The organism is Microvirga sp. KLBC 81, assembly GCF_003075415.1.
Lineage (GTDB): Bacteria > Pseudomonadota > Alphaproteobacteria > Rhizobiales > Beijerinckiaceae > Microvirga.
On the sequence record NZ_QDAH01000010.1, the window covers coordinates 73,200 to 94,158 of the forward strand.

At 63.3% G+C, this 20,959-nt stretch carries 14 protein-coding genes and 1 pseudogene; 6 read left to right on the forward strand and 9 right to left on the reverse strand.

Annotated features, from left to right (window positions below; translation table 11 throughout):
* Positions 1–94: 94 nt before the first annotated feature.
* Positions 95–1,354, reverse strand: coding sequence for an MFS transporter (locus DC522_RS09770; RefSeq protein WP_116528514.1), 1,260 nt, complete (start codon positions 1,352–1,354; stop codon positions 95–97).
* A gap of 226 nt (positions 1,355–1,580) precedes the next feature.
* Between DC522_RS09770 and hisN the strand changes: the two genes are divergently transcribed.
* Positions 1,581–2,363: a histidinol-phosphatase gene (gene hisN, locus DC522_RS09775; RefSeq protein ID WP_116528515.1), complete on the forward strand. Its 783-nt coding sequence runs from the start codon at positions 1,581–1,583 to the stop codon at positions 2,361–2,363.
* A 183-nt stretch (positions 2,364–2,546) separates the two neighbouring features.
* On the opposite strand, the pseudogene DC522_RS09780 reads toward hisN, so the two are convergent.
* Positions 2,547–3,491, reverse strand: a pseudogene (locus tag DC522_RS09780) (alpha/beta fold hydrolase); the annotation flags it as partial.
* 179 nt (positions 3,492–3,670) lie between these two features.
* On the opposite strand from DC522_RS09780, the gene DC522_RS09785 reads away from it, so the two are divergent.
* A complete protein-coding gene (locus DC522_RS09785; protein WP_116528516.1) occupies positions 3,671–4,129 on the forward strand; it encodes an Hsp20 family protein in 459 nt (152 codons plus the stop codon).
* Positions 4,130–4,458: 329 nt separating this feature from the next.
* On the opposite strand, the gene DC522_RS09790 is transcribed toward DC522_RS09785, so the two are convergent.
* Positions 4,459–5,535, reverse strand: a complete 1,077-nt coding sequence (locus DC522_RS09790) for a low specificity L-threonine aldolase (protein WP_116528567.1) — start codon at positions 5,533–5,535, stop codon at positions 4,459–4,461.
* 625 nt (positions 5,536–6,160) lie between these two features.
* Between DC522_RS09790 and gltB the strand changes: the two genes are divergently transcribed.
* Both gltB and DC522_RS09800 read left to right on the forward strand, forming a co-directional pair.
* Complete coding sequence (gene gltB / locus DC522_RS09795) at positions 6,161–10,861, forward strand: glutamate synthase large subunit (protein WP_116528568.1); 4,701 nt, start codon at positions 6,161–6,163, stop codon at positions 10,859–10,861.
* Between the two features lie 18 nt (positions 10,862–10,879).
* A complete protein-coding gene (locus tag DC522_RS09800) occupies positions 10,880–12,301 on the forward strand; it encodes a glutamate synthase subunit beta (RefSeq protein ID WP_116528517.1) in 1,422 nt (473 codons plus the stop codon).
* Positions 12,302–12,376: 75 nt separating this feature from the next.
* Here DC522_RS09800 and DC522_RS09805 read toward each other — a convergent pair whose 3' ends face one another.
* From DC522_RS09805 to galE, 3 genes are all read right to left on the reverse strand, one after another.
* Positions 12,377–13,618 carry a DUF459 domain-containing protein gene (locus DC522_RS09805; RefSeq protein ID WP_116528518.1) on the reverse strand — a complete coding sequence of 414 codons (1,242 nt, stop codon included), beginning with the start codon at positions 13,616–13,618 and terminating at the stop codon, positions 12,377–12,379.
* A gap of 54 nt (positions 13,619–13,672) precedes the next feature.
* Entirely contained in the window at positions 13,673–14,899 is a 1,227-nt protein-coding gene (locus DC522_RS09810; RefSeq protein WP_116528519.1) for a lytic murein transglycosylase, read from the reverse strand.
* A 94-nt stretch (positions 14,900–14,993) separates the two neighbouring features.
* Positions 14,994–15,980: a UDP-glucose 4-epimerase GalE gene (galE, locus tag DC522_RS09815; protein WP_116528520.1), complete on the reverse strand. Its 987-nt coding sequence runs from the start codon at positions 15,978–15,980 to the stop codon at positions 14,994–14,996.
* A 342-nt stretch (positions 15,981–16,322) separates the two neighbouring features.
* Here galE and DC522_RS09820 point away from each other — a divergent pair, with 342 nt between their 5' ends.
* Positions 16,323–17,189: a UTP--glucose-1-phosphate uridylyltransferase gene (locus DC522_RS09820; protein ID WP_116528521.1), complete on the forward strand. Its 867-nt coding sequence runs from the start codon at positions 16,323–16,325 to the stop codon at positions 17,187–17,189.
* 50 nt (positions 17,190–17,239) lie between these two features.
* Positions 17,240–18,235, forward strand: a complete 996-nt coding sequence (locus DC522_RS09825; protein ID WP_116528522.1) for an SIS domain-containing protein — start codon at positions 17,240–17,242, stop codon at positions 18,233–18,235.
* 13 nt (positions 18,236–18,248) lie between these two features.
* Here the strand turns inward: DC522_RS09825 and DC522_RS09830 are convergent, their stop codons facing one another.
* The 3 genes from DC522_RS09830 to hemH all read right to left on the reverse strand — a co-directional run bounded on the left by DC522_RS09830 (position 18,249) and on the right by hemH (position 20,917).
* Positions 18,249–18,698 carry an NfeD family protein gene (locus DC522_RS09830; RefSeq protein WP_116528523.1) on the reverse strand — a complete coding sequence of 150 codons (450 nt, stop codon included), beginning with the start codon at positions 18,696–18,698 and terminating at the stop codon, positions 18,249–18,251.
* The gene (locus tag DC522_RS09835) at positions 18,695–19,681 is read right to left on the reverse strand and encodes an SPFH domain-containing protein (protein ID WP_116528524.1); all 987 of its coding nucleotides are present in this window, start codon (positions 19,679–19,681) and stop codon (positions 18,695–18,697) included. The genes DC522_RS09830 and DC522_RS09835 overlap by 4 nt, the downstream gene beginning before the upstream one ends.
* Positions 19,682–19,855: 174 nt before the next feature.
* Positions 19,856–20,917 (reverse strand): ferrochelatase, encoded by a 1,062-nt coding sequence (gene hemH / locus DC522_RS09840; RefSeq protein WP_116528525.1) that lies wholly within the window; start codon positions 20,915–20,917, stop codon positions 19,856–19,858.
* Positions 20,918–20,959: the final 42 nt, after the last annotated feature.

Below are 20,959 nucleotides of genomic sequence, written 5' to 3' on the forward strand. Positions count from 1 at the left end.
CCAAGAAGGGCTACGACAAGGCGACGCCATCGCCATATCGCACTGCAATATTGGCTTCGCGCCGCACAAAAATCAAGTGGGAATTCCAGTTTTGCTATGCTTTAGGCGCATATCTGCTCGGATGCGGATCAATTGCGTTGAAGTAAAAGAACAGGCTCAGAAGCAGCCAGCTACCCAGGGCTGCAAAAACAAGCCGATACCCTTCAGGCGAGTAGGCACCTGTGTCCGAGCGTCCCATGAGGTCGATCAGGACGCCTGTGATGCTCTGGGAGAGAAAGGCGCCGCCCATGGTGCCGATGTTCATGAGCGTGATACCCCGCCCGGTCAGATGCGATGGGAACAGGGATTTCCCATGTGAGGTCAGGATGGGCGTGTAAGACACGCTCAAGCCGAAAAGGACGAACCAGACCGAGACCAGGGTGAGATCGAGCGGCACGAAGACCAAGATCGCCATCATCAGCACCGCCGTCGCGCCGCCGAGGAAAACGGGCCTCCTGTAGCTGCCCCAAAACCGGTCCATTGCGCCCCACAGCAGCATGCCGGCGATCTGTGCGCCCGCCCCGAAGAGCAGGATGCGCCCGCGCGTGGGAAGGTCCGCCCCATGAACATCGGTCAGCCATGGCCCGCCCCAGAGGCCGACAATGGAGACGAAGCAGGAATAGGTGGTCAGGTGCATGAAGAAGACCGACCGGAAGGACGGCACCTTCGCGGCAGCGGCGACACCTCGGAAGGCCTCGGCCCAGCTCTCCCGCCCGTTGGTGGTGTCGGCATCCTTCGGTACGGCGAAGACGATCACAAGGGCCAAGACCACCGTCATTGCCGCCACGACGAGAAACGAGCCGCGCCAGCCGATTGCGGCCGCCGAGGCCGCCAATGGCGCGGTGGCGGCGAGCGTCCCGAGATTGGCACCACCCATCTGGATGCTGGTGAGGCTCGCAAAGCGCTGCGGCGGGAAGCGCCGCGCATAGATCACGAGCGGCGCCATGAAGAAGGTGGAGCAGCCAAGCCCAATCAGAGCCCGGGAAACGATCAGCAGCGAGGCCGAGGGGGCGAGCGCAAAGAGAACTGTTCCGACGACTGCGATGACAGCCGTGGCGAGCATGATGCGCTTTGGGCCGTAGCGGTCGATGAGAATGCCGATCGGGATCTGAACCGCCGCAAAGGTGAAGAAGAAGGCGCTCGACAGAAGGCCGGTCTGGGTCGCGGAGAGCGACAGCTCGCGGGCCAGATCGTTGGCAATGACGCCGACGGAATTGCGCAGGAATTGACTCACCGCGTAGATCGCCACCAGCGAGGCAATGAGAAACACGGCGGTTTCCGAGCGGGCGGGGGCAACCTTGGCTGCAGAATCCATGGGCGTCTTGTCCTTATCCTGTCGCTGCTCCGTTGCGCATCGTGCGGAAAAGTGGCTCCGGTTTTACGCGCAAAACGATGCGCTGTTTAAGACAGGAGCATCGGATCGATCCCAAAAGTGCATTCCACTTTTGGGTCCGATGCTCTTGCCGCGCGCAAAACGCTTGATAAAAGCGGAACGACAACAGGCCAAGGCCAGCCAATACGATTGAAGAGGAAATCCGGGCATGGGGCTCATCGACTTCACGCATTTCGTCAACGAGCTCGCCACCTCGTCCGGCCAGGCGATCATGCCGTTCTTCCGTACGGCCATCGCGTCGGAGGACAAGTCCCGCGGCGGCGCCTTCGATCCGGTGACGGAAGCGGACCGGGCGAGCGAAGCCACCATGCGCCATCTCATCAAGCGCAACTTCCCCACCCATGGCATCATCGGCGAGGAGTTCGGGTCCGAGAACGCGGATGCCGATTATGTGTGGGTGCTCGACCCCATCGACGGCACGCGCGCCTTCATCTCGGGCCTTCCCACCTGGGGCACGCTGATCGGCCTCACCTACAAGGGCCGGCCGGTCTTCGGCATGATGCACCAGCCCTTCACGGGCGAGCGCTTCTTCGGCGATGGCGGCAGCGCCACCTATCGCGGCCCCGGCGGCGAGCGCAAGCTCATGACGCGCCGTTGCGCCTCGCTCAAAGACTCCGTGATCTCCACCACAAGCCCCCGCCTTTTCGCCGGCGAGGAGCTGCGCGCCTATGACCGCGTGGAGAGCGTGGCGCGCCTCGCCCGCTATGGCTGCGATTGCTATGCCTATTGCATGCTCGCCGCCGGCCACATCGATCTCGTCGTGGAATCGGGCCTCAAACCCTACGACATCGCCGCGCTGGTTCCGATTATCGAGGGCGCGGGCGGTATTGTCACCACCTGGGACGGCGGCTCAGCCGCCAATGGCGGGCGCATCGTCGCGGCGGGCGACCGCCGTGTCCACGCGGCTGCCGTCGAGCTGCTCAGCCGATAAGCCTCGAGCATCGGATCCAGAAGTGGATTCCACTTCTCGGGTCGATCCGATGCTCCCTTTCTCAGTCGGCGCATCGTTGGGCGCGGAACCGGAGGGCCGCGCTAGCGAATAACGGGGCCACTTTTCCGCACGATGCGCCAGAGCTCCCAGGTCGGCCTTCGGCTCGAACACCGGATCGGGCGTTCCGGGAATGAAGGCGTCGAATGCGGCCCAGAACTGCTCACGGATCTCGTCGCGCTCCATGAGGATCTCGTGCCGTGCGCCAGGGATCACGATGGCGTGCCCCGCCTTGAGGCGCGCTGCGAAACGCTCCGTCGCAGGCGTCGCGCAAACCGGGTCTTCGCCGGCCGCGATGATGAGCGTAGGCAGGCGGATCTTCAGCGCATAGTTCGGCGCGGTGAAGCACTTCATGAAGCGGAAAGCGGAATCGATCCACGCCACTGTCGGTGCCCCGATGGCGCCGGGCCCGATAGCGGTCGCGGCATTGGCATTGCGAGAGTAGCGCACCGGATCGCTCGTGAGGCGATTGCCCTTGAACGGCATGGTGGAGATCGATGTTTCGCCGCCGCCGGGAACGAACATCTCGCCGAGCCCGAGGAATCGCAAGACCAATGCAAGGAAGGCCGCGGAGCGCGTGTTTTTGACGATGGTGAGGGCGATCATCGGTGTCGTGGTCACGAGCCGGCGGAAGGGGAGCCAGCCCTCATAGGCCTCATTGAGCGCAATGGCCCCTCCCATGGAATGCGCGAGCGCGAAATGGGGCTGGGGCATATGGGGCATCAGGATCTGATCGCGTACGGCCTCGAGGTCGAGCCGGTAATCGGCGAAGCGCCGTACATGGCCTTTGCGGGGTTTCTTTACCTGACGGCCCGAGAGCCCCTGCCCGCGCCAGTCGAACGTCACCACCGCAAAACCACGCTTGAGAAGATCGCTCACCGTCTCGAAATATTTCTCGATGAACTCCGCCCTGCCCTGCAGGATGCAAACCGTGCCCTTGGGCTGGTCTGTTTCGGCCATCCAATAGGCAACACGCAAGGCGATGCCGTCGGCGGTGGTGATGCTGGTGAGCACCGGCTCGCCGGGCACAGGGTTATCAGGAGTGGGGAAGAATTCCACGGCAGGTCTCATGGCAAGGCTGTTACCTTCTTTATAGGGCGCTTTCCCCTCACAAGGCGAGCCTCTTGAACGCAATCCTATCCATTCCCACATGGAAGTCGTGGCGGCCCGATGGCGTCACGAGACTCGGATCCAGCCTTGTGAAGGTGGATCTTCAACAAATGCATGTTGCTTCTGATGGAGGATATGCCATGCGACAGTTCGATCTTGCTCCCCTGTATCGCAACACGGTCGGTTTCGACCGCCTGTTCTCAATGCTCGACCAGATGGTTGGCGTCGACGCGGCTCCGAGCTACCCGCCCTACAACATCGAGCGCACCGGCGAGAATGCCTATCGCATCTCGATCGCGGTTGCCGGCTTTACCGACAAGGACCTCACCATCGAGGTGAAGGAAAACACCCTCTCCGTGCGCGGCGATCGCAAGCCCAACGAAGAGCGCAAGGCTGCCGTGCTCCATCAGGGCATCGCGGCGCGCAGCTTCGACCGGCGCTTCCAGCTGGCCGACGGCGTCCAGGTGACGGGTGCGGCCCTCGAGAATGGTCTGCTTCACGTCGATCTAGTGCGCGAGACGCCCGAGACCAAGAAGCCGAAGCTCATCCCGATTTCCTCCAACGGCGCCCAGGCCGTTGAGACCAAGCAGGCCGCGTAACGCGCTTTTTCAAGAACACTGACCTCATCCTGAGGAGCAGACGAAGTCTGCGTCTCGAAGGAGAGTCCAGTGCATTGTGAAGATGCCTCGCCCTTCGAGACGAACCTGATGGTCCTCCTCAGGATGAGGCCTCAAGACGCTACGCGCCTCAGGGTGAGGCTGCGTTAAGCGGAAGAACTTGAAACAAAAAGAGCGCCCCGGTTGGCCCGGGGCGCTTTTCTTGTTTTGAAACCTGGTCCTGAATGTCCCGCCGGGGCTGGAGATGGACCCCGTTGGTAAGGTCTCGTGGGCCACACATTGCGGGCGAATGCGGCAGGGTTAGGGCAATGTCACTCCGCCGCCTGCCGGGAGGCCACCGAGCGGGCGACGTCGAGCACCTTTTGCACGTCCTGTTCCTGCGTCGCAAAGGAGAGCACGAGTCGGATCAGCGCCTCGCCCGATCCGACACTTTCGCCCGCAGGCAGGCTCAGCTCCGTCCAGGGATGGTAGAGCACGCCCGCATCCCTCAAGGCCTTGTCCATGGCAGCGGGAATGATGGGGAAGACCTCATTGGCCTGCGTCTCCCAGGCGAGGCGCACACCGGGAAGCTGGGTGAGCCCGTCCGAGAGGAGCTTTGCCAGCCTGTTGGCGTGGCGGGCATTGGCGTACCAGTGATCCTCCGCGAAGTAGCCTTCGAACTGCGCGGAGATCAGGCGGCCCTTCGAGATGATCTGGCCGGCCCGCTTAGCCCGGTAGTCCAGCGCCTCGGCGAGTTCCGGCTTGAACACCACGATGGCCTCGGCCATGAGGCAGCCGTTCTTGGTGCCGCCGAAGGAGAGAATGTCAACGCCCTGCTTCCAGGTCATCTCGGCAGGAGTACAGCCGAGCGACACGAGGGCATTGGCAAAGCGCGCGCCGTCCATGTGGAAGGCAAGGCCATGCTCACGGCAGACCCCTCCCAGCGCTTTGAGCTCGTCGAGGCTATAGACAAGGCCGCATTCGGAGACTTGCGAGATCGACAAGGCCTTGGGCGGCATCTGCTTCACGGTCTTCGGCAGGCCCTTGAGATAAGCCGAGACGCCCTCGGCCGTGAGCTTTGCGCCGACGCCCGGGAGGCCTGCGAGCTTCGCCCCGTGCATGAAGAATTCCGGCGCGCCGCATTCATCGTCGATGACATGCGCCTCCTGATGGCAGACGCACAGGCCGTAGGGCGGCACGGCGGAGGAGAGCGCCAATGCATTGGCGGCGGTGCCCGTGGTGACAAAGAACACCGAGACCTCCCGCTCGAAGATCTCGTTGAAGCGCGCTTTCACCCGGTTGGTGATCTCATCGCCCCCATAGGCCGCCATGGCCCCGGCATTGGCCTCCGCCAAAGCCTGCAGAACCTGGGGGCTGGCGCCCACGATGTTGTCGCTTGCGAAATTCATGAACATCTCCTCAAGCATCGGACGTGAAAAGTGGACTTGCACTTTTGGGATCCATCCGATGCTTCCTTTTGTACAAAGCGCATCGCCGGGGGCGGAAAACCGGACCCACTTTTCCGCACGATGCGCTGGAGGCGCCAGCCTCCCCACGGGAACAGACATGTCAAGATGGTTGACCCTTCGGCAAAGACTTTCGTTTGGAGCTTGGGAAGAATTGCTTTTGTTACATTCCGAGTCGGCGGCTTGTAACTTTTGTCTAAAATTTTTCTAAACCCTCTTGTGCGGTGCCATGAACTCTGGCACTTTGCCGGCATTAGGACAGTGATGCTGTCCCTTTTGGGGTGCCTGCACCCTTTTCCGCCCTGAGGTTTTCTTGATGCTTCGCCAGACGCGAACGAAACGAGATACCACGAAAGCCGCCCGCAAAACGTGGGCGGAACGGGCGACTCTGGGCTGAAGACAGCCCAAAGGTGCCCGCGAGGTGCGGGCTTCCCTGCCGGACCCAACCCTCGACAACCCTGAAGCGGCGGGCACTCCGGACGATCCCCTCATCCGGCGGCCCGAAAACCGCCTCGAAGAACCTTGAAGACGTGTTCGGATGTGAGGATCTGATATGAGCGACGTGCCGATGAAGAGCCCTGGAGTGAAAGTCTCGAGCCGCACGGCCGTCAAAACGGACCCGCGAGCCGTGCGCGATCCGGGCCTGCCCCCGGCTCAAGGCCTCTACGATCCCTCCAACGAGCAGGATTCCTGCGGCGTCGGCTTCATCGCCGACATGAAGAACCGCAAGTCGCACGACATCGTCGAGCAGGGCCTGTCGATCCTGCACAACCTCGACCATCGCGGCGCGGTGGGCGCCGACCCGAAGATGGGCGACGGCTGCGGCATCCTGGTTCAGATCCCGCATAAATTCTTTTCCGCCGAATGCGCCAAGGTCGGCATCTGGCTGCCTGAGGAAGGACAGTACGGCGTCGGCCACCTGTTCATGCCGCGCAACCCCGAGGGCTTCAAGCTCGTCGAAGAGATCGTCTCCAAGGCGATCGCCGATGAGGGCCTGCAGGTGCTGGGCTGGCGCGAGGTGCCGGTCGACTCGGGCGATCTCGGCGAGAGCGTGAAGGCCACCGAGCCCCTGCACCGCCAGATCTTTATCGGCAAAGGCAAGGGCATGGACGACCAGGAGACCTTCGAGCGTCGCCTGTTCCTGGCCCGCAAGGTGATCTCCAACGCCGTCTACGACATGAAGGACGAGCGCACCGCCGGCTACTACCCGGTGAGCCTGTCCTCGCGCACCATCGTCTACAAGGGGATGGTCCTCGTCACGCAGCTGCGCGACTACTACCTCGACCTGCAGGACCCGCGCTTCGAGAGTGCCATCGCCCTCGTGCACCAGCGCTTCGCGACGAACACCTTCCCCACCTGGCAGCTCGCGCACCCCTACCGCATGGTCGCGCATAACGGCGAGATCAACACGCTGCGCGGCAACGTGAACTGGATGGCGGCGCGTCAGGCTTCGGTCGATTCCGAACTCTTCGGCAACGACATCTCGAAGATCTGGCCTATCTCCTACGAAGGCCAGTCCGACACCGCCTGCTTCGACAACGCGCTCGAGTTCCTGGTGCGCGGCGGCTACTCGCTGTCGCACGCCATGATGATGCTGATCCCGGAAGCATGGGCCGGAAACCCGCTCATGAACGACGATCGCCGCGCGTTCTATGAATATCACGCTGCTCTCATGGAGCCGTGGGACGGCCCCGCCGCCGTGTGCTTCACCGATGGCAGGCAGATCGGCGCGACGCTCGACCGCAACGGCCTGCGCCCTGCGCGCTATCTCGTGACCGATGACGGCCTCGTGGTGCTCGCCTCCGAGATGGGCGTGCTGCCGATTCCGGAAGAGAAGATCGTCGAGAAGTGGCGCCTGCAGCCGGGCAAGATGCTCCTCATCGATCTCGAGGAAGGCCGCATCATCTCCGACGACGAGATCAAGCAGCAGCTCTCCAACGCTCACCCCTACAAGGAATGGCTGAAGCGCACGCAGATCGTGCTGGAAGACCTGAAGCCCGTGCAGGCGCGCGAGTCGCGCACCGACGTGTCGCTGCTCGATCGCCAGCAGGCCTTCGGCTACAGCGCCGAAGACCTGAAGCTCCTCATGCAGCCGATGGCCGTGACAGGCCAGGAGGCGGTCGGCTCCATGGGCACCGACACGCCGATCTCCGCGCTCTCCGACAAGCCGAAGCTGCTCTACACCTATTTCAAGCAGAACTTCGCGCAGGTGACGAACCCGCCGATCGATCCGATCCGCGAGGAGCTCGTCATGAGCCTCGTGTCGTTCATCGGCCCGCGTCCGAACATCCTCGATCTCGAAGGCACCTCGCGCCGCAAGCGCCTCGAGGTTCGCCAGCCGATCCTCACCAACGAGGACCTGGAGAAGATCCGCTGCATCGGCCATTTCGAGGATCGCTTCGACACGAAGACGCTCGACATCACCTATCCGGCGGAGCTCGGCGCTTCCGCCCTCGACGGCGCGCTCGACCGTCTCTGCGATCGCGCGGAAGCAGCGGTCCATGGCGGCTACAACATCATCATCCTGTCCGACCGCATGGTGGGCCCGGATCGCATTCCGATCCCGGCGCTGCTCGCGACGGCTGCCGTGCACAATTACCTGATCCGCAAGGGCCTGCGCACTTCAGTCGGTCTCGTGCTCGAATCCGGCGAGCCGCGTGAGATCCATCATTTCGCCTGCTTGGCCGGCTATGGTGCGGAAGCGATCAATCCGTATCTCGCCTTCGAGACCATCGAAGCCATGCATGAGGCCGGCGAGCTGCCGGAAGAGGTGGACGCGGATGAAGCGGTGAAGCGCTACATCAAGTCGATCGGCAAGGGCCTGTTGAAGGTGATGTCCAAGATGGGCATCTCCACCTACCAGTCCTATTGCGGCGCGCAGATCTTCGACGCCGTCGGTCTTCGTTCCGAATTCGTGGCGCGTGATTTCTTCGGCACCGCGACCTCCATCGAAGGCATCGGCATGGACGAGGTGGCGCAAGAGAATGTGCGTCGTCATCGCGACGCCTTCGGCGACGCGCCGATCTATCGCAACTCGCTTGATGTCGGCGGTGAATACGCCTTCCGTCAGCGGGGCGAAGTGCATGCCTGGAACCCGGATACGGTGGCCACATTGCAGCATGCCGTTCGCCTCAACGCGCAGGAGCGCTATCGCGAATATGCTCGCCTCGTGAACGAGCAGGACAACGAGCTCAAGACCATCCGTGGCCTCTTCCGCATCAAGAAGGCGGAAGAGACGGGCCGCGCGCCGGTGCCCTTAAGCGACGTCGAGCCTGCGCAGGAGATCGTGAAGCGCTTCTCCACGGGCGCCATGTCCTTCGGCTCGATCTCGAAGGAAGCCCACGAGACTCTCGCGCTTGCCATGAATGCCATCGGCGGCAAGTCCAACACCGGTGAAGGCGGCGAGGAGCCGGAGCGCTTCAAGCCGCTGCCCGACGGACGTTCCAAGCGTTCCGCCATCAAGCAGGTCGCTTCCGGCCGCTTCGGCGTGACGACGGAATATCTCGTCAACGCGGACATGATGCAGATCAAGGTCGCGCAGGGCGCCAAGCCCGGCGAAGGCGGTCAGCTCCCCGGCCACAAGGTCGACAACAAGATCGCCCGCGTGCGCCACTCGACTCCGGGCGTGGGCCTCATCTCCCCGCCGCCGCACCACGACATCTACTCGATCGAGGATCTCGCGCAGCTGATCTTCGACCTGAAGAACGTGAACCCGGCAGCTGATGTCTCCGTGAAGCTGGTCGCGGAAGTCGGCGTCGGCACGGTTGCGGCAGGTGTCGCCAAGGCACGCGCCGATCACATCACGATCTCAGGCTTCGAGGGCGGCACGGGCGCGTCCCCCCTCACCTCGCTCAAGCATGCGGGCTCGCCATGGGAAATCGGCTTGGCCGAGACGCAGCAGACCCTCGTGCTCAACCGCCTGCGCGGCCGCGTGGCGCTGCAGGCCGACGGCGGCCTGCGCACCGGCCGTGACGTGGTGATCGCGGCCCTGCTTGGTGCTGACGAGTACGGCTTCTCGACCGCGCCGCTGATCGCTGCTGGCTGCATCATGATGCGCAAGTGCCATCTGAACACCTGCCCGGTCGGCGTCGCCACGCAGGATCCGGTGCTGCGCAAGCGCTTCAAGGGCTTGCCTGAGCACGTCATCAACTACTTCTTCTTCGTCGCCGAGGAAGTGCGGGAGCTGATGGCGGAGATGGGCTTTAGCACGCTCGACGAGATGATCGGCCAGTCCGACCTGCTCGACAAGAACGTGGCCATCAACCACTGGAAGGCGAAGGGCCTCGACTTCACGAAGCTCTTCCACAAGCCGGAGGTGCCGGCATCCGTCGCAATCCGTCACCAGGAGCGTCAGGTTCATCCCATCGCGAACGTGCTCGACCGCGAGTTCATCGCGCAGGCTGGTCCTGCTCTTGAGAAGGGCGAAGCCGTCGCGATCGAGGCGAGCATCCGCAGCTCCGACCGTTCGGCGGGTGCGATGCTCTCCGGCGAAGTCGCCAAGCGCTACGGCCATGAGGGCCTGCCCGACGACACGATCACCGTGAACCTGAAGGGCACGGCAGGCCAGAGCTTCGGCGCATGGCTGGCGGCCGGCGTGACGCTGAACCTGGAAGGCGTTGCAAACGATTATGTCGGCAAGGGCCTGTCCGGCGGCAAGCTGATCATCAAGCCGTCGCCCGACACCAAGGCCACGCCCGAGCGCTCGATCATCGTCGGCAACACCGTGATGTATGGTGCGATCTCCGGCGAGGCCTACTTCCGCGGCGTGGCGGGCGAGCGTTTCGCCGTGCGCAATTCCGGCGCCATCGCGGTGGTGGAAGGAACGGGCGATCACGGCTGCGAATACATGACCGGCGGCCTCGTGGTCGTGCTCGGTCAGACGGGCCGCAACTTCGCCGCGGGCATGTCGGGCGGCATCGCCTATGTGCTCGACGAGGACGGCACGTTCTCCAAGCGCTGCAATCTCTCCATGGTCGATCTCGAACCCGTCGAGGAGGAGGAGGACCTCATGCGTCGTCTCCACCATCACGGCGGCGATCTGGAGACGAAGGGCCGCATCGACATCATGGCCAACATGTCCGGCCCTGACGAAGAGCGCCTGATGCAGCTGATCACCAATCACCACACCTATACGGGTTCGGCCCGTGCGAAGGAGATCCTCGACAACTGGGCGACCTTCCGCACCAAGTTCGTGAAGGTGATGCCGGTTGAATACCGTCGCGCGCTCCAGGAGATGGATCGTCTCCGGAACCTGCAGGCAGCGGAATAAGGATTAAGGGGCAAACCGATGGGTAAGGTCACAGGCTTTCTCGAATACGACCGGCAGGAGCAGAAATACGAGCTCGCCGGTGAGCGCGTGCGCCACTTCCGTGAGTTCACGCTGCCGCTCGACGACAACGATCTGAAGAAGCAGGCGGGACGCTGCATGGATTGCGGCATTCCCTTCTGCCACGGACCGACGGGCTGTCCGGTGCACAACCAGATTCCCGACTGGAACGATCTCGTCTGGCAGAACGATTGGGAGGAGGCCGCGCGCAACCTCCACACCACCAACAACTTCCCCGAGTTCACGGGCCGCATCTGCCCCGCTCCGTGCGAGGAGGCGTGCACGCTCAATCTCGAAAACCAGCCGGTCACCATCAAGACGATCGAGCAGGCCATCGCCGACAAGGCATGGGAGATGGGCTTCATCAAGCCCGAGCCTGCCGAGATCTCGACGGGCAAGCGCGTCGCCATCATCGGCTCCGGTCCTGCGGGTCTCGCGGCTGCACAGCAGCTCGCTCGCGCAGGCCATGAGGCGCATGTGTTCGAGCGTCAGGCTAAGCCCGGCGGTCTGCTGCGCTACGGCATTCCGGACTTCAAGATGGAGAAGTACCACATCGACCGTCGCGTGAAGCAGATGGAGGCCGAAGGCGTCATCTTCCATTGCGGCGTCAACATCGGCGTGGATCGCAGCTTCGCCTCGCTCCACAACGAATACGATGCGGTGCTCTTCGCCGGCGGCGCGGAAGATCCGCGCAATCCGAACCTGCCGGGCCAGGATCTGAAGGGCGTGCATTACGCGATGCCGTATCTCACGCAGTCGAACCAGCGCGTCGGCGGTGAAGAGGTGACGGCGGAGCCGATCCTTGCGAACGGCAAGCATGTGGTCGTCATCGGCGGCGGCGACACGGCGTCCGACTGCGTCGGCACCGCGTTCCGTCAGGGCGCGCTCTCCGTGACGCAGCTCGACATTCGCCCCAAGCCTCCGGAGCGCGAGAACAAGCTGACCGTGTGGCCCTATTGGCCGACGAAGATGCGCACCTCCTCCAGCCAAGCCGAAGGCGCCGAGCGCGAGTTCCAGGCAGCAACCCTCGGCATCGAAGGCAAGAAGGGTCAGGTGATCGGCGTGCAATGCGCGCGCGTCGACGAGAAGCGCCAGCCCATTCCGGGCAGCGAGTTCATGCTCAAGGCCGATCTCGTCTTCATCGCCATCGGCTTTGCAGGCTCCGTGAGGGAAGGCCTGCTGGAGCAGTCCGGCGTCACTATCGATCGGCGCGGCAACGTGGTCGCCGATGACAAGAGCTACAGGACCTCGAACGACAAGGTCTTTGTGGCCGGCGACATGCGCCGCGGCCAGTCCCTCGTGGTCTGGGCAATCCGCGAAGGCCGCCAGGCAGCGCGTGCTATCGACACCTACCTGATGGGTGAAAGCAATCTGCCGGTTTGATCACACGGCTCAGGCCAATAAGGAAGGCAGCCCGATCCAGTGGATCGGGCTGCCTTGTTCGTTTCGTGTTGCTGCTTAACTCCGCGGCCAGCGGAAATCGTCGGCGCGTCCGGGGCGGGAGCTCGGTGCGATACCCGTGCGCAGGGCGCGCTGGACGGGATAGGCGTTATCACCGTTGAGCTTTGGCGTGCCGGAAACCAGCGTTCCGCCAGGCGCCACATCCTGGCGCGTCAGCGGCAGCACGGGGCCGACGAGCGGCTTGGCGGGAAGTGCAACCGGAACGGCAGGATCAGGCGGCGCGGGAATGGCCGCTTCGATGTTCGTGACAGGCTGGCCATCCGCAGGTGCTGCCGCAACCGGCGCGCCGGTGCGCACCGATTCCAAAATCTTCTTGATCTCCACGTCGGCGAAGTGGGCGACCTTGCGCGCGCCTGCCTTGGTGAAGGACACGCCGTCATCGGTGCGAAGCCGCGCAGGCTCGCCGTCCACATCCGGTCCGAAGGAGGTGTAGCGGTTCTCGTCGTCCACGAAGCCGGGGAAGATATCGACGTAAGCCGCCCCATGGCGCTGCACGCTTTCGCGGTAGACCTCGTTCATGGCCATGAGATCCTCGGAGAGCTTGCTGCTCTTCATGGGCGGCAGGCCAATCCAGACCACGGGGATGTTGCGCTCGTTGAAGGTGTCGAGGATGGCATCGACACGCTGGGTGTAGATGTCCTTCCAGCGAGCGGAGAGAAGCTCGATCCTGTCCTCGCCCTCCTGCAGGGCCTGACGGTCGCTCAAGCCCAGCATGACGACGGCGAGTGTTGCTTTTTGTCCGGAATCGAGGGTCGACTTGATGAAGTTCGGCCATTCCGCCGGGTCGCTGCGCACCAGGTTGCTGCTGCCCCGGATCTTGCCCACGATCGCCACGTCCTGGTTCTCGGCATAGACCGCATCGAGACCTTGGCGCGCGAACTCGGCAAGGGAATCGCCAAAGACCACCACATGGGTGGTGGGGTTAACTTTAGGCTTTTCAGGACGAGCGACAGTGGCCGGCGGAGGAGTCTTGCGCGGCTTGGCGACAGGCTGGCGCGCGGGCGGGGGTGGATCGTCCGGAACGCCCAAGAAGCGGCGCAGGCTGAAGCCCTGCCGAGGCTGGGCCGGTTGAACGAGCTTGCCTGGATAATAGCCGGGCGGGTAGGCGCGAGGATCACGATAGGCCGGAGCGCTTGGCGGCTGCTGATAGTAGTAGCCCTGCGCCATGACCGGAGCCCCGCTCCCCAAGGCGAGAAGCAGGCCTAAAGTCATGAGGCGAAGGATCGTCAGCAAACGCATGGGTGGTTCCACTTCGGTCCGGTCCACCCTGTTATAGAGCCTCAGCCGGACCTGTCAGCGGGCAGCGCGCAATTCGCGCAGGACCGCGTAATCGGCATAACCATCGGGTATCAAGCCACGGCGGAGCTGGAAGTTCCGCACGGCCTCCCGCGTCTTGGAGCCGAACTTGCCGTCCGTCGCGCCCTCGTAGAAGCCGAGCCGGGCCAGGCGCTGCTGCAATTCCTGCCGTTCGTCCTTGCCGAGCATGGGCTGTTCCTTGGGCCATGCCCCTTGGATCGGCAGCCCACCCATGATCCGGTCGCCGAGATGCGCCACGCCCATGGCATAGGCATCGGACGAGTTGTAGCTCTTGATCACATCGTAGTTGCTGGTGACCAGGAAGGCCGGACCATTCGCCCCGCCCGGCAGGAACAGGCTCGCCTCGCCCGCCCGCGGCATGGCCTTGCCGTCCAGCCGGCGAATGCCCAGTGCCTGCCACTGGGCGAAGCCCTGCTTCAGGTGACGAAAATCGAAGCCCTGCGGCAGCTTGACCTCGAAGCCCCAGGGTAATCCCGGCTCCCAGCCCTTCTGGCGCAGGTAATTGGCGGTGGAGGCCATGGCGTCCGGCACCGAGGACCAGATATCGCGGACCCCGTCCCGGTTGCCGTCCACGGCGAATTGCATGAAACTCGACGGCATGAACTGGGTCTGGCCCATGGCACCAGCCCAGGATCCCAGCATCTTGTCCCGGCCGATATGCTCCTCGTCCAGGATCTGGAGCGCGATGAGCAGCTCCTCCTTGAAGAAGTCGCCCCGGTAGCCCGTAAAGGCCAGCGTCGCTAGCGCCCGCACAGCATAGATCGAGCCCGTGAAGCTGCCGAAATTGGTCTCCATGCCCCAGACGCCAAGCACCACGGAGCGCGGAACGCCATAGGTCTTCTCGACGGCCGCCAAGGTCTTCGACCATTCGGCATTCATCTCACGGCCCCGCTGCAGGCGCTGGGCCGAGATGGAACCGTTGATGTAGTCCCAGATCGGACGGACGAACTCGGATTGCTTCCTGGTGAGCGCGATGATCTTGGGGTCAGGCAGAACGCCCCGGAAGGCCTCGTCGAAAGTGGCGCGGGAAATCCCTCGCGCCTTCGCGGCCGGCCACAGGCTCTGCACGAAGCGCTGGAACCCGGCGTCGGAGACCTCCTGCGCCTGAGCGGGACGTGTCCATCCCTCCACACCGATGGTGACGCTCAGACCGAGAAGGAGGGCACCGCAGAAGCGGCGCACCGGGAAAAACGGCAGGGACATGAATGTCGCTCACGGAGACAGGGTGGAAGGAACCCTGCCATTGCGACACTAAGAGAGTTAACAGCCGGTTGATAGATAGCCTTATAGGTAGTCCTTATGCGGCCTTTCGCTCCGCCAGGATGCGCTCCCAGCGCAGGGCCTGATCGACGATTTCCGGAAGGTTGTCGTGCTGCGGCTGCCAGCCGAGATTGCGGATCCTGTCGACCTTGGCCACGAGCTGAGCCGGATCACCCGGGCGGCGGGGGCTCAGGCGCACCTCGAAATCGACGCCGGAGACCTTCTTCACCACGTCCACGACCTCCAGCACCGAAGCGCCGTGGCCATAGCCGCAATTCATGATGGCGCAATCGCCACCTTCGCGCAGGGACTTCAGGGCCACGAGGTGGGCCCGGGCGAGGTCGTTCACCTGGATGTAGTCGCGCACGCAGGTGCCGTCGGGCGTCGCGTAGTCCGTGCCGAACACGTCGAGATAGGGCCGCTGGCCGAGGGCGGCCTGAGCTGCCACCTTGATGAGATGGGTGGCCTGAGGTGTCGATTGACCCGAACGGCCCTTGGGGTCTGCGCCCGCCACGTTGAAATAGCGCAGGATGGCGTAGCGAAGACCATGGGCCGTATGGGCGTCCTGGAGCATCCACTCGCTCATAAGTTTGCTGCGCCCGTAAGGATTGATCGGCGAGAGCGGCATGTCCTCGGTGAGCAGCGGAGCCTCGGCATTGCCATAGACGGCGGCCGTCGAGGAGAAGACGAAGTTCTTGATTCCCGTCTGGGCGGCCGTCTCGATGAGAGCGCGCGTCCTGACGGTGTTGTTGGAGTAATAGCCCAGCGGATCGGTGACCGATTCCGGCACCACGATCCGGGCTGCGAAATGCATGATGCTGTCGATCCCGTGCTCCTCGATGACCCTGGTCACCAAGGCCTGATCGCCCACATCGCCCACGACGAGAGTGGCCTCGGAAGGGACGGCCCAGCGGAAACCGGTGGACAGATTGTCGAGAACCACCACCTGCTCGCCCGCATCCAGGAGCTCGAGCACCATGTGGCTTCCGATATATCCCGCGCCACCCGTGACCAGTACCGCCATTTTCATCCTCCTAAAGCCTGCCCGACTTAGCGCATCGTGCGGACCCGAAGGGCCGCGTCAGCGAAAAGTGGACCCGATTTTCCGCTTCCAACGATGCGCTTTGTATAGAAAGGAGCATCGGACCCGAAAGTGCAAATCCACTTTCAGGTCCGATGCTCCAGCAGCTCACCCAAAACGCTTCAGCTTCAATTCAGGTCCAGGGCTTCATAGACGATGCAACACCAGTGCAAAAGGTAGGGTATTCGGTGTTACAGGGACCTCAAGCTTGACAGTGAGCGGTTTTCTTTTCCTTGTCCTGCCTTAGATTGTCCCCCCTCTTCCTGCTCAAACATGGCTTAATCGATGAAGCGCATTCGCAAAGCAGTTCTTCCTGTTGCCGGTCTCGGCACCCGTTTCCTTCCCGCAACCAAGGCAGTGCCGAAGGAGATGCTGTGCGTGGTGGACCGTCCCGTGGTGCAGCATGTGGTGGATGAGGCCCGGGCCGCCGGAATCGAGCATTTCATCTTCGTCACGGGCCGCAACAAGGCCGTGATCGAGGATCATTTCGACATCGCCTATGAGCTGAATCAGACCCTCGAGGCGCGCGGCAAGGCCAAGGAGCTGGAGCTTCTGGCCAGGGATCAGCCTCAGGCCGGTCAGACGAGCTTTACCCGCCAGCAGGAGCCGTTGGGCTTGGGGCATGCGGTGTGGTGCGCCCGTGAACTCGTGGGCGACGAGCCCTTCGCGGTCATTCTCCCGGACATGCTCAGCCGTGGTTCCATGGAACAGATGATCGCGGCCTACGAGAAGCATGGCGGCAACATCATCGCCGTGGAGCAGGTGCCGGACGATCAGACCCATCAATACGGCATCGTCTCGGTGGGCCGGGAATTCGGCCAGACCTTCGAGATCACCGGGATGGTGGAAAAGCCGCCGAAGGGCACGGCACCCTCGAACTACATCATCTCAGGCCGTTACATCCTGCAGCCCCAGATCTTCGACCTGCTCTCCACCCAGGAGCGCGGCGCGGGCAACGAGATCCAGCTTACCGACTCGATGATTCGCCTGATGAAGGAGCAGCAGTTCTTCGGCATGAAGTACGAGGGCAAGACCTACGATACGGGCTCGAAGATCGGCTTCCTCATGGCCAACGTGGCCTATGCCCTGGAGCGCGAGGATCTGGGCTCCGCCTTCCGCCAGGAACTGGAAGCCTTCCTGCGCCAAAAGTAATCAGGCTCCAGGGTTACATAGGGCCGCCCCGATATGCTAGAGGGGCGGCCATGGCACTTGCACAGACCCAATCCGCCTCGCCCGACCAGGCCGTCACCTCGGCCCTCCGCACGCTCGAAACCGAGCGCGAAGGCCTGACCATCCTGATGGACGCCATCGGCAACGGGCTCGGCCCCCTCTTCACCGCTGCCGTCGAGACGATAGCCGCCGCCAGAGGCCGGGTGATCGTGACCGGCATGGGCAAGTCCGGCCATGTGGGCCGCAAGATCGCCGCCACCTTCGCCTCCACCGGCACCCCCGCCCATTACGTCCACCCCGCTGAAGCCAGCCACGGCGACCTCGGCATGGTGCAGGCGGAGGACGTGATTCTCGCGCTGTCCTGGTCCGGCGAGACGACGGAGCTGGCCGACATCATTGGCTACGCCAAGCGTTTCCGGGTGCCGCTGGTCGCTTTCACCTCGAATGCAGGCTCGACCCTGGGGCAGGCCGCCGACATTTGCCTGGCGCTGCCCAAGGCCAGGGAAGCCTGCCCCAACGGGCTTGCGCCGACCACCTCGACAACCATTCAGCTCGCGTTGGGCGATGCGCTCGCCATTGCGTTGCTCGAAAAACGTGGCTTCACGGCGGAGCACTTCCGCGTGTTCCATCCGGGCGGCAAGCTCGGCGCGCGCCTGAAACTGGTGCGCGACATCATGCACAAGGACGAGCGACTGCCGATCGTCGGCGTTGATGCGCGGATGGATCAGGCCATCGAGGAGATCGGCCGCAAGGGCTTCGGCTCGGTGATCGTGGTGAATGCGGACGGCACGCTCGCCGGCATCGTCACCGACGGCGATCTGCGCCGCAACCTGCGCCCCGATCTCGGCACCTTGCCGGTCACGGCAATCATGACACGTACGCCGCGCACCATCGCGCCGGATGCGCTGCTGGCCACCGCGCTCGAGATCGAGGAAACCGCACGCATCACGTCGCTGATCGTGGTCGAGAACAACAGGCCCATCGGGCTTGTGCATTATCTCGATCTGCTGCGCGCCGGCGTGGCATAATCCCTACCGCTTTTTAAGGATCGTCCACGACAAGCGTCGAGCCTTCGACACGCACGACGCGGACCTTGGCCCCCTTGAAGCGGTCGGCACCCATGACGCGCCATGAGCTGTCGCCAACCCGGATGCGCCCTTCTCCACCCTTGATCGGCGTTTCCAGCGTGAACACCTGGCCAACGAGCGCCTGCCCACGTTGGTTGAGGTAAGGCTCCGCCTGCTGGGACTGCGTCTTCGAGCGGGTCACGAACCGTCCCAGCACCACCGCCGCGACGGCAAGTAAAGCAAAAACGATAAAGGCTGCCTGCCAGGACAGATCGAGCGCCGCATCGAGCAGGCCCGTCGCAATGGCAGCAAGCCCGAGCCACAGAAAGAAAATGCCGGGCGCCACCAATTCAACGCCGATCAGCACGACGCCGAGAATGAGCCAGCTCCAGGCTCCCAGGCTGACGAATGCATCGCGGATCATGAGCGCTCCGCTCCCTTCGTGACGGCAGGCACGCTGCGTGTCGCCTTCAAAGCGGGCGCGCTGCCATCACCTCCGAATACGGATTTCGTAAGCTCCGCGATGCCGCCGAGCGTACCGGCAAGTCCCGCCGCTTCGATGGGCACGATCACGACCTTCTGGTTGGGAGCTGTCGCGAGACTGCGGATGGCGTCGATGTATTTTTCCGCCACGATGAAGTTGGCGGCATTAAGATCGCCGCGCGTGATTGCATCGCTCACCATGCCGGTTGCCTTCGCTTCCGCTTCGGCCAAACGCTCGCGCGCCTCCGCGTCACGGAATGCCGCTTCCCTGCGGCCTTCGGCTGACAGAATCTGTGCTTGTTTCTCACCTTCCGCGCGCAGGATTTCCGCCTGCCGCAAGCCTTCCGCTTCGAGCACTGCGGCGCGCTTCTCACGCTCGGCCTTCATCTGGCGTGCCATGGCGCCGGCAAGATCCTGCGGCGGGATGATGTCCCGGATCTCGACGCGCGTGACCTTCGCGCCCCATGGTGAGGCAGCGGCATCGACGACGCTCAGCAGGCGTTCGTTGATCTCATCACGGTGGGACAGGAGCTGATCGAGATCCATGGAGCCGACGACCGTGCGGATGTTGGTCATCGTCAGCACCATGAGCGCCTGATTGAGATCGGCCACCTCGTAGGACGCACGCGCTGCATCGAGCACCTGGAAGAAGGCCACGGCATCGATGGTGACGGCCGCGTTGTCGCGGGTGAAGGCTTCCTGGCTCGGAATGTCGAGCACCTGCTCCATGACATTCACCTTCTTGCCGATCTGGTCGATATAGGGAACGATCAGAGCAAGGCCGGGGGTCAGCGTGCGCGAGTAACGCCCGAAGCGCTCGACCGTATAGGCATAGCCCTGCGGAACCGTTCTCACCCCCATTGCGATCGTCACCACGACCACGAGTACGAGAACGATCACGAAGATATCGAAACCACCAAACATCCTTCAGCCCCCAAGCAACGCAGTTGCAGAGGCTAAGCTAGCCGAAAGCAGCGAGGCCGACTAGAGCATCCCAAACCGGGGCGTTCCAAGCAGACCTCGTCTTGAGAAGCAGCCGTAGGCTGCGTCTCGAAAGAGGATCCAGCGCATTTTGGTCTCTCCTTCGAGACGGTCGCTTCAGATCCAGCCCTGAAGCTCGCGCTCCACGATGTGATTGATCACGCGCATGCCTTCCGGAGAATCGTTGAGGCACGGCAGATAGGCGAATTCCTCGCCGCCGTTGTGCATGAAGATCTCGCGGTTCTCGCCGTTGAGCTCTTCCAGAGTCTCCAGGCAATCGGCGGAGAAGCCGGGTGCGACGATCGCCATGCGCTTCACGCCGCTTTTCGCCAGTGCTTCGACCGTCTTGTCCGTATAGGGCTGCAGCCATTCCGCCGTGCCGAAACGCGACTGGAAGCTCATGCGGAACCTGTCGGCCGGCCAGCCGAAAGCCTCGCGCATCAGGCGCCAGGTCTTCACGCATTGGCAGTGATAGGGATCGCCTTTGAGCAGGTATTCTTTCGGCACGCCGTGGAATGAGACGAGGATCACCTCCGGCTCGAAGGTGAGCTTGGCGAGTTCCTGCTTCATCGAGGCGACGACGGATTCAATGTAGACCGGATCGTCGTGATAGGGCGGCGAGACGCGCACGGTCGGCTGCCAGCGCATATCCATCAGCGCGCGGAAGGCCTGATCGCAAGCGGTCGCAGAGGTCGCCGCCGCATATTGCGGATAGAGCGGTACAAGCAGGATGCGATCGCAACCCTGATCGAGCAGCGCCTGGATGCGCTCACGGACCTCGGGCTTGCCGTAGCGCATCGCCCAGTCGACAGTGATCTTGTCGCCGGCGATGCTCTTCAGATGCGCCGTCACCTTCTCGGCCTGATTGCGGGTGATCGTCTTGAGCGGCCCCTCGTCGAGCTCGTTGTTCCAGATCGAGGCGTAATCGCGACCCTTGGGCCCGGGACGCTTGGTGAGAATGATCAGATTGAGGATCGGCCACCACAGGAGGCGCGGCGTTTCGATCACGCGGCGGTCGGAGAGAAACTCCTTGAGGTAGCGCCGCATGGGCCAATAGGTGGTTCCTTCCGGCGTTCCGAGATTCATCAGAAGCACGCCGATCCGACCCGACCTCGCGGGCGGGTGATCCACCGGGCGCACGCCCTGGCCCGTTCCGGTCACGTTGACACGTTCGTTCATTGACAAAAGCCCTTGCAGTGGAGTCCGGCATGGAGCCCGCTC

What these genes read in the sequence shown, in the direction of transcription:
- DC522_RS09810 (WP_116528519.1), bottom strand. Translation starts at nt 14,899, where the DNA reads ATGTCCCTGCCGTTTTTCCCGGTGCGCCGCTTCTGCGGTGCCCTCCTT.
- DC522_RS09805 (WP_116528518.1), bottom strand. Translation starts at nt 13,618, where the DNA reads ATGCGTTTGCTGACGATCCTTCGCCTCATGACTTTAGGCCTGCTTCTC.
- DC522_RS09825 (WP_116528522.1), top strand. Translation starts at nt 17,240, where the DNA reads ATGGCACTTGCACAGACCCAATCCGCCTCGCCCGACCAGGCCGTCACC.
- DC522_RS09820 (WP_116528521.1), top strand. Translation starts at nt 16,323, where the DNA reads ATGAAGCGCATTCGCAAAGCAGTTCTTCCTGTTGCCGGTCTCGGCACC.
- gltB (WP_116528568.1), top strand. Translation starts at nt 6,161, where the DNA reads ATGAAGAGCCCTGGAGTGAAAGTCTCGAGCCGCACGGCCGTCAAAACG.
- DC522_RS09770 (WP_116528514.1), bottom strand. Translation starts at nt 1,354, where the DNA reads ATGGATTCTGCAGCCAAGGTTGCCCCCGCCCGCTCGGAAACCGCCGTG.
- hemH (WP_116528525.1), bottom strand. Translation starts at nt 20,917, where the DNA reads ATGAACGAACGTGTCAACGTGACCGGAACGGGCCAGGGCGTGCGCCCG.
- galE (WP_116528520.1), bottom strand. Translation starts at nt 15,980, where the DNA reads ATGGCGGTACTGGTCACGGGTGGCGCGGGATATATCGGAAGCCACATG.
- DC522_RS09835 (WP_116528524.1), bottom strand. Translation starts at nt 19,681, where the DNA reads ATGTTTGGTGGTTTCGATATCTTCGTGATCGTTCTCGTACTCGTGGTC.
- hisN (WP_116528515.1), top strand. Translation starts at nt 1,581, where the DNA reads ATGGGGCTCATCGACTTCACGCATTTCGTCAACGAGCTCGCCACCTCG.
- DC522_RS09830 (WP_116528523.1), bottom strand. Translation starts at nt 18,698, where the DNA reads ATGATCCGCGATGCATTCGTCAGCCTGGGAGCCTGGAGCTGGCTCATT.
- DC522_RS09785 (WP_116528516.1), top strand. Translation starts at nt 3,671, where the DNA reads ATGCGACAGTTCGATCTTGCTCCCCTGTATCGCAACACGGTCGGTTTC.
- DC522_RS09800 (WP_116528517.1), top strand. Translation starts at nt 10,880, where the DNA reads ATGGGTAAGGTCACAGGCTTTCTCGAATACGACCGGCAGGAGCAGAAA.
- DC522_RS09790 (WP_116528567.1), bottom strand. Translation starts at nt 5,535, where the DNA reads ATGAATTTCGCAAGCGACAACATCGTGGGCGCCAGCCCCCAGGTTCTG.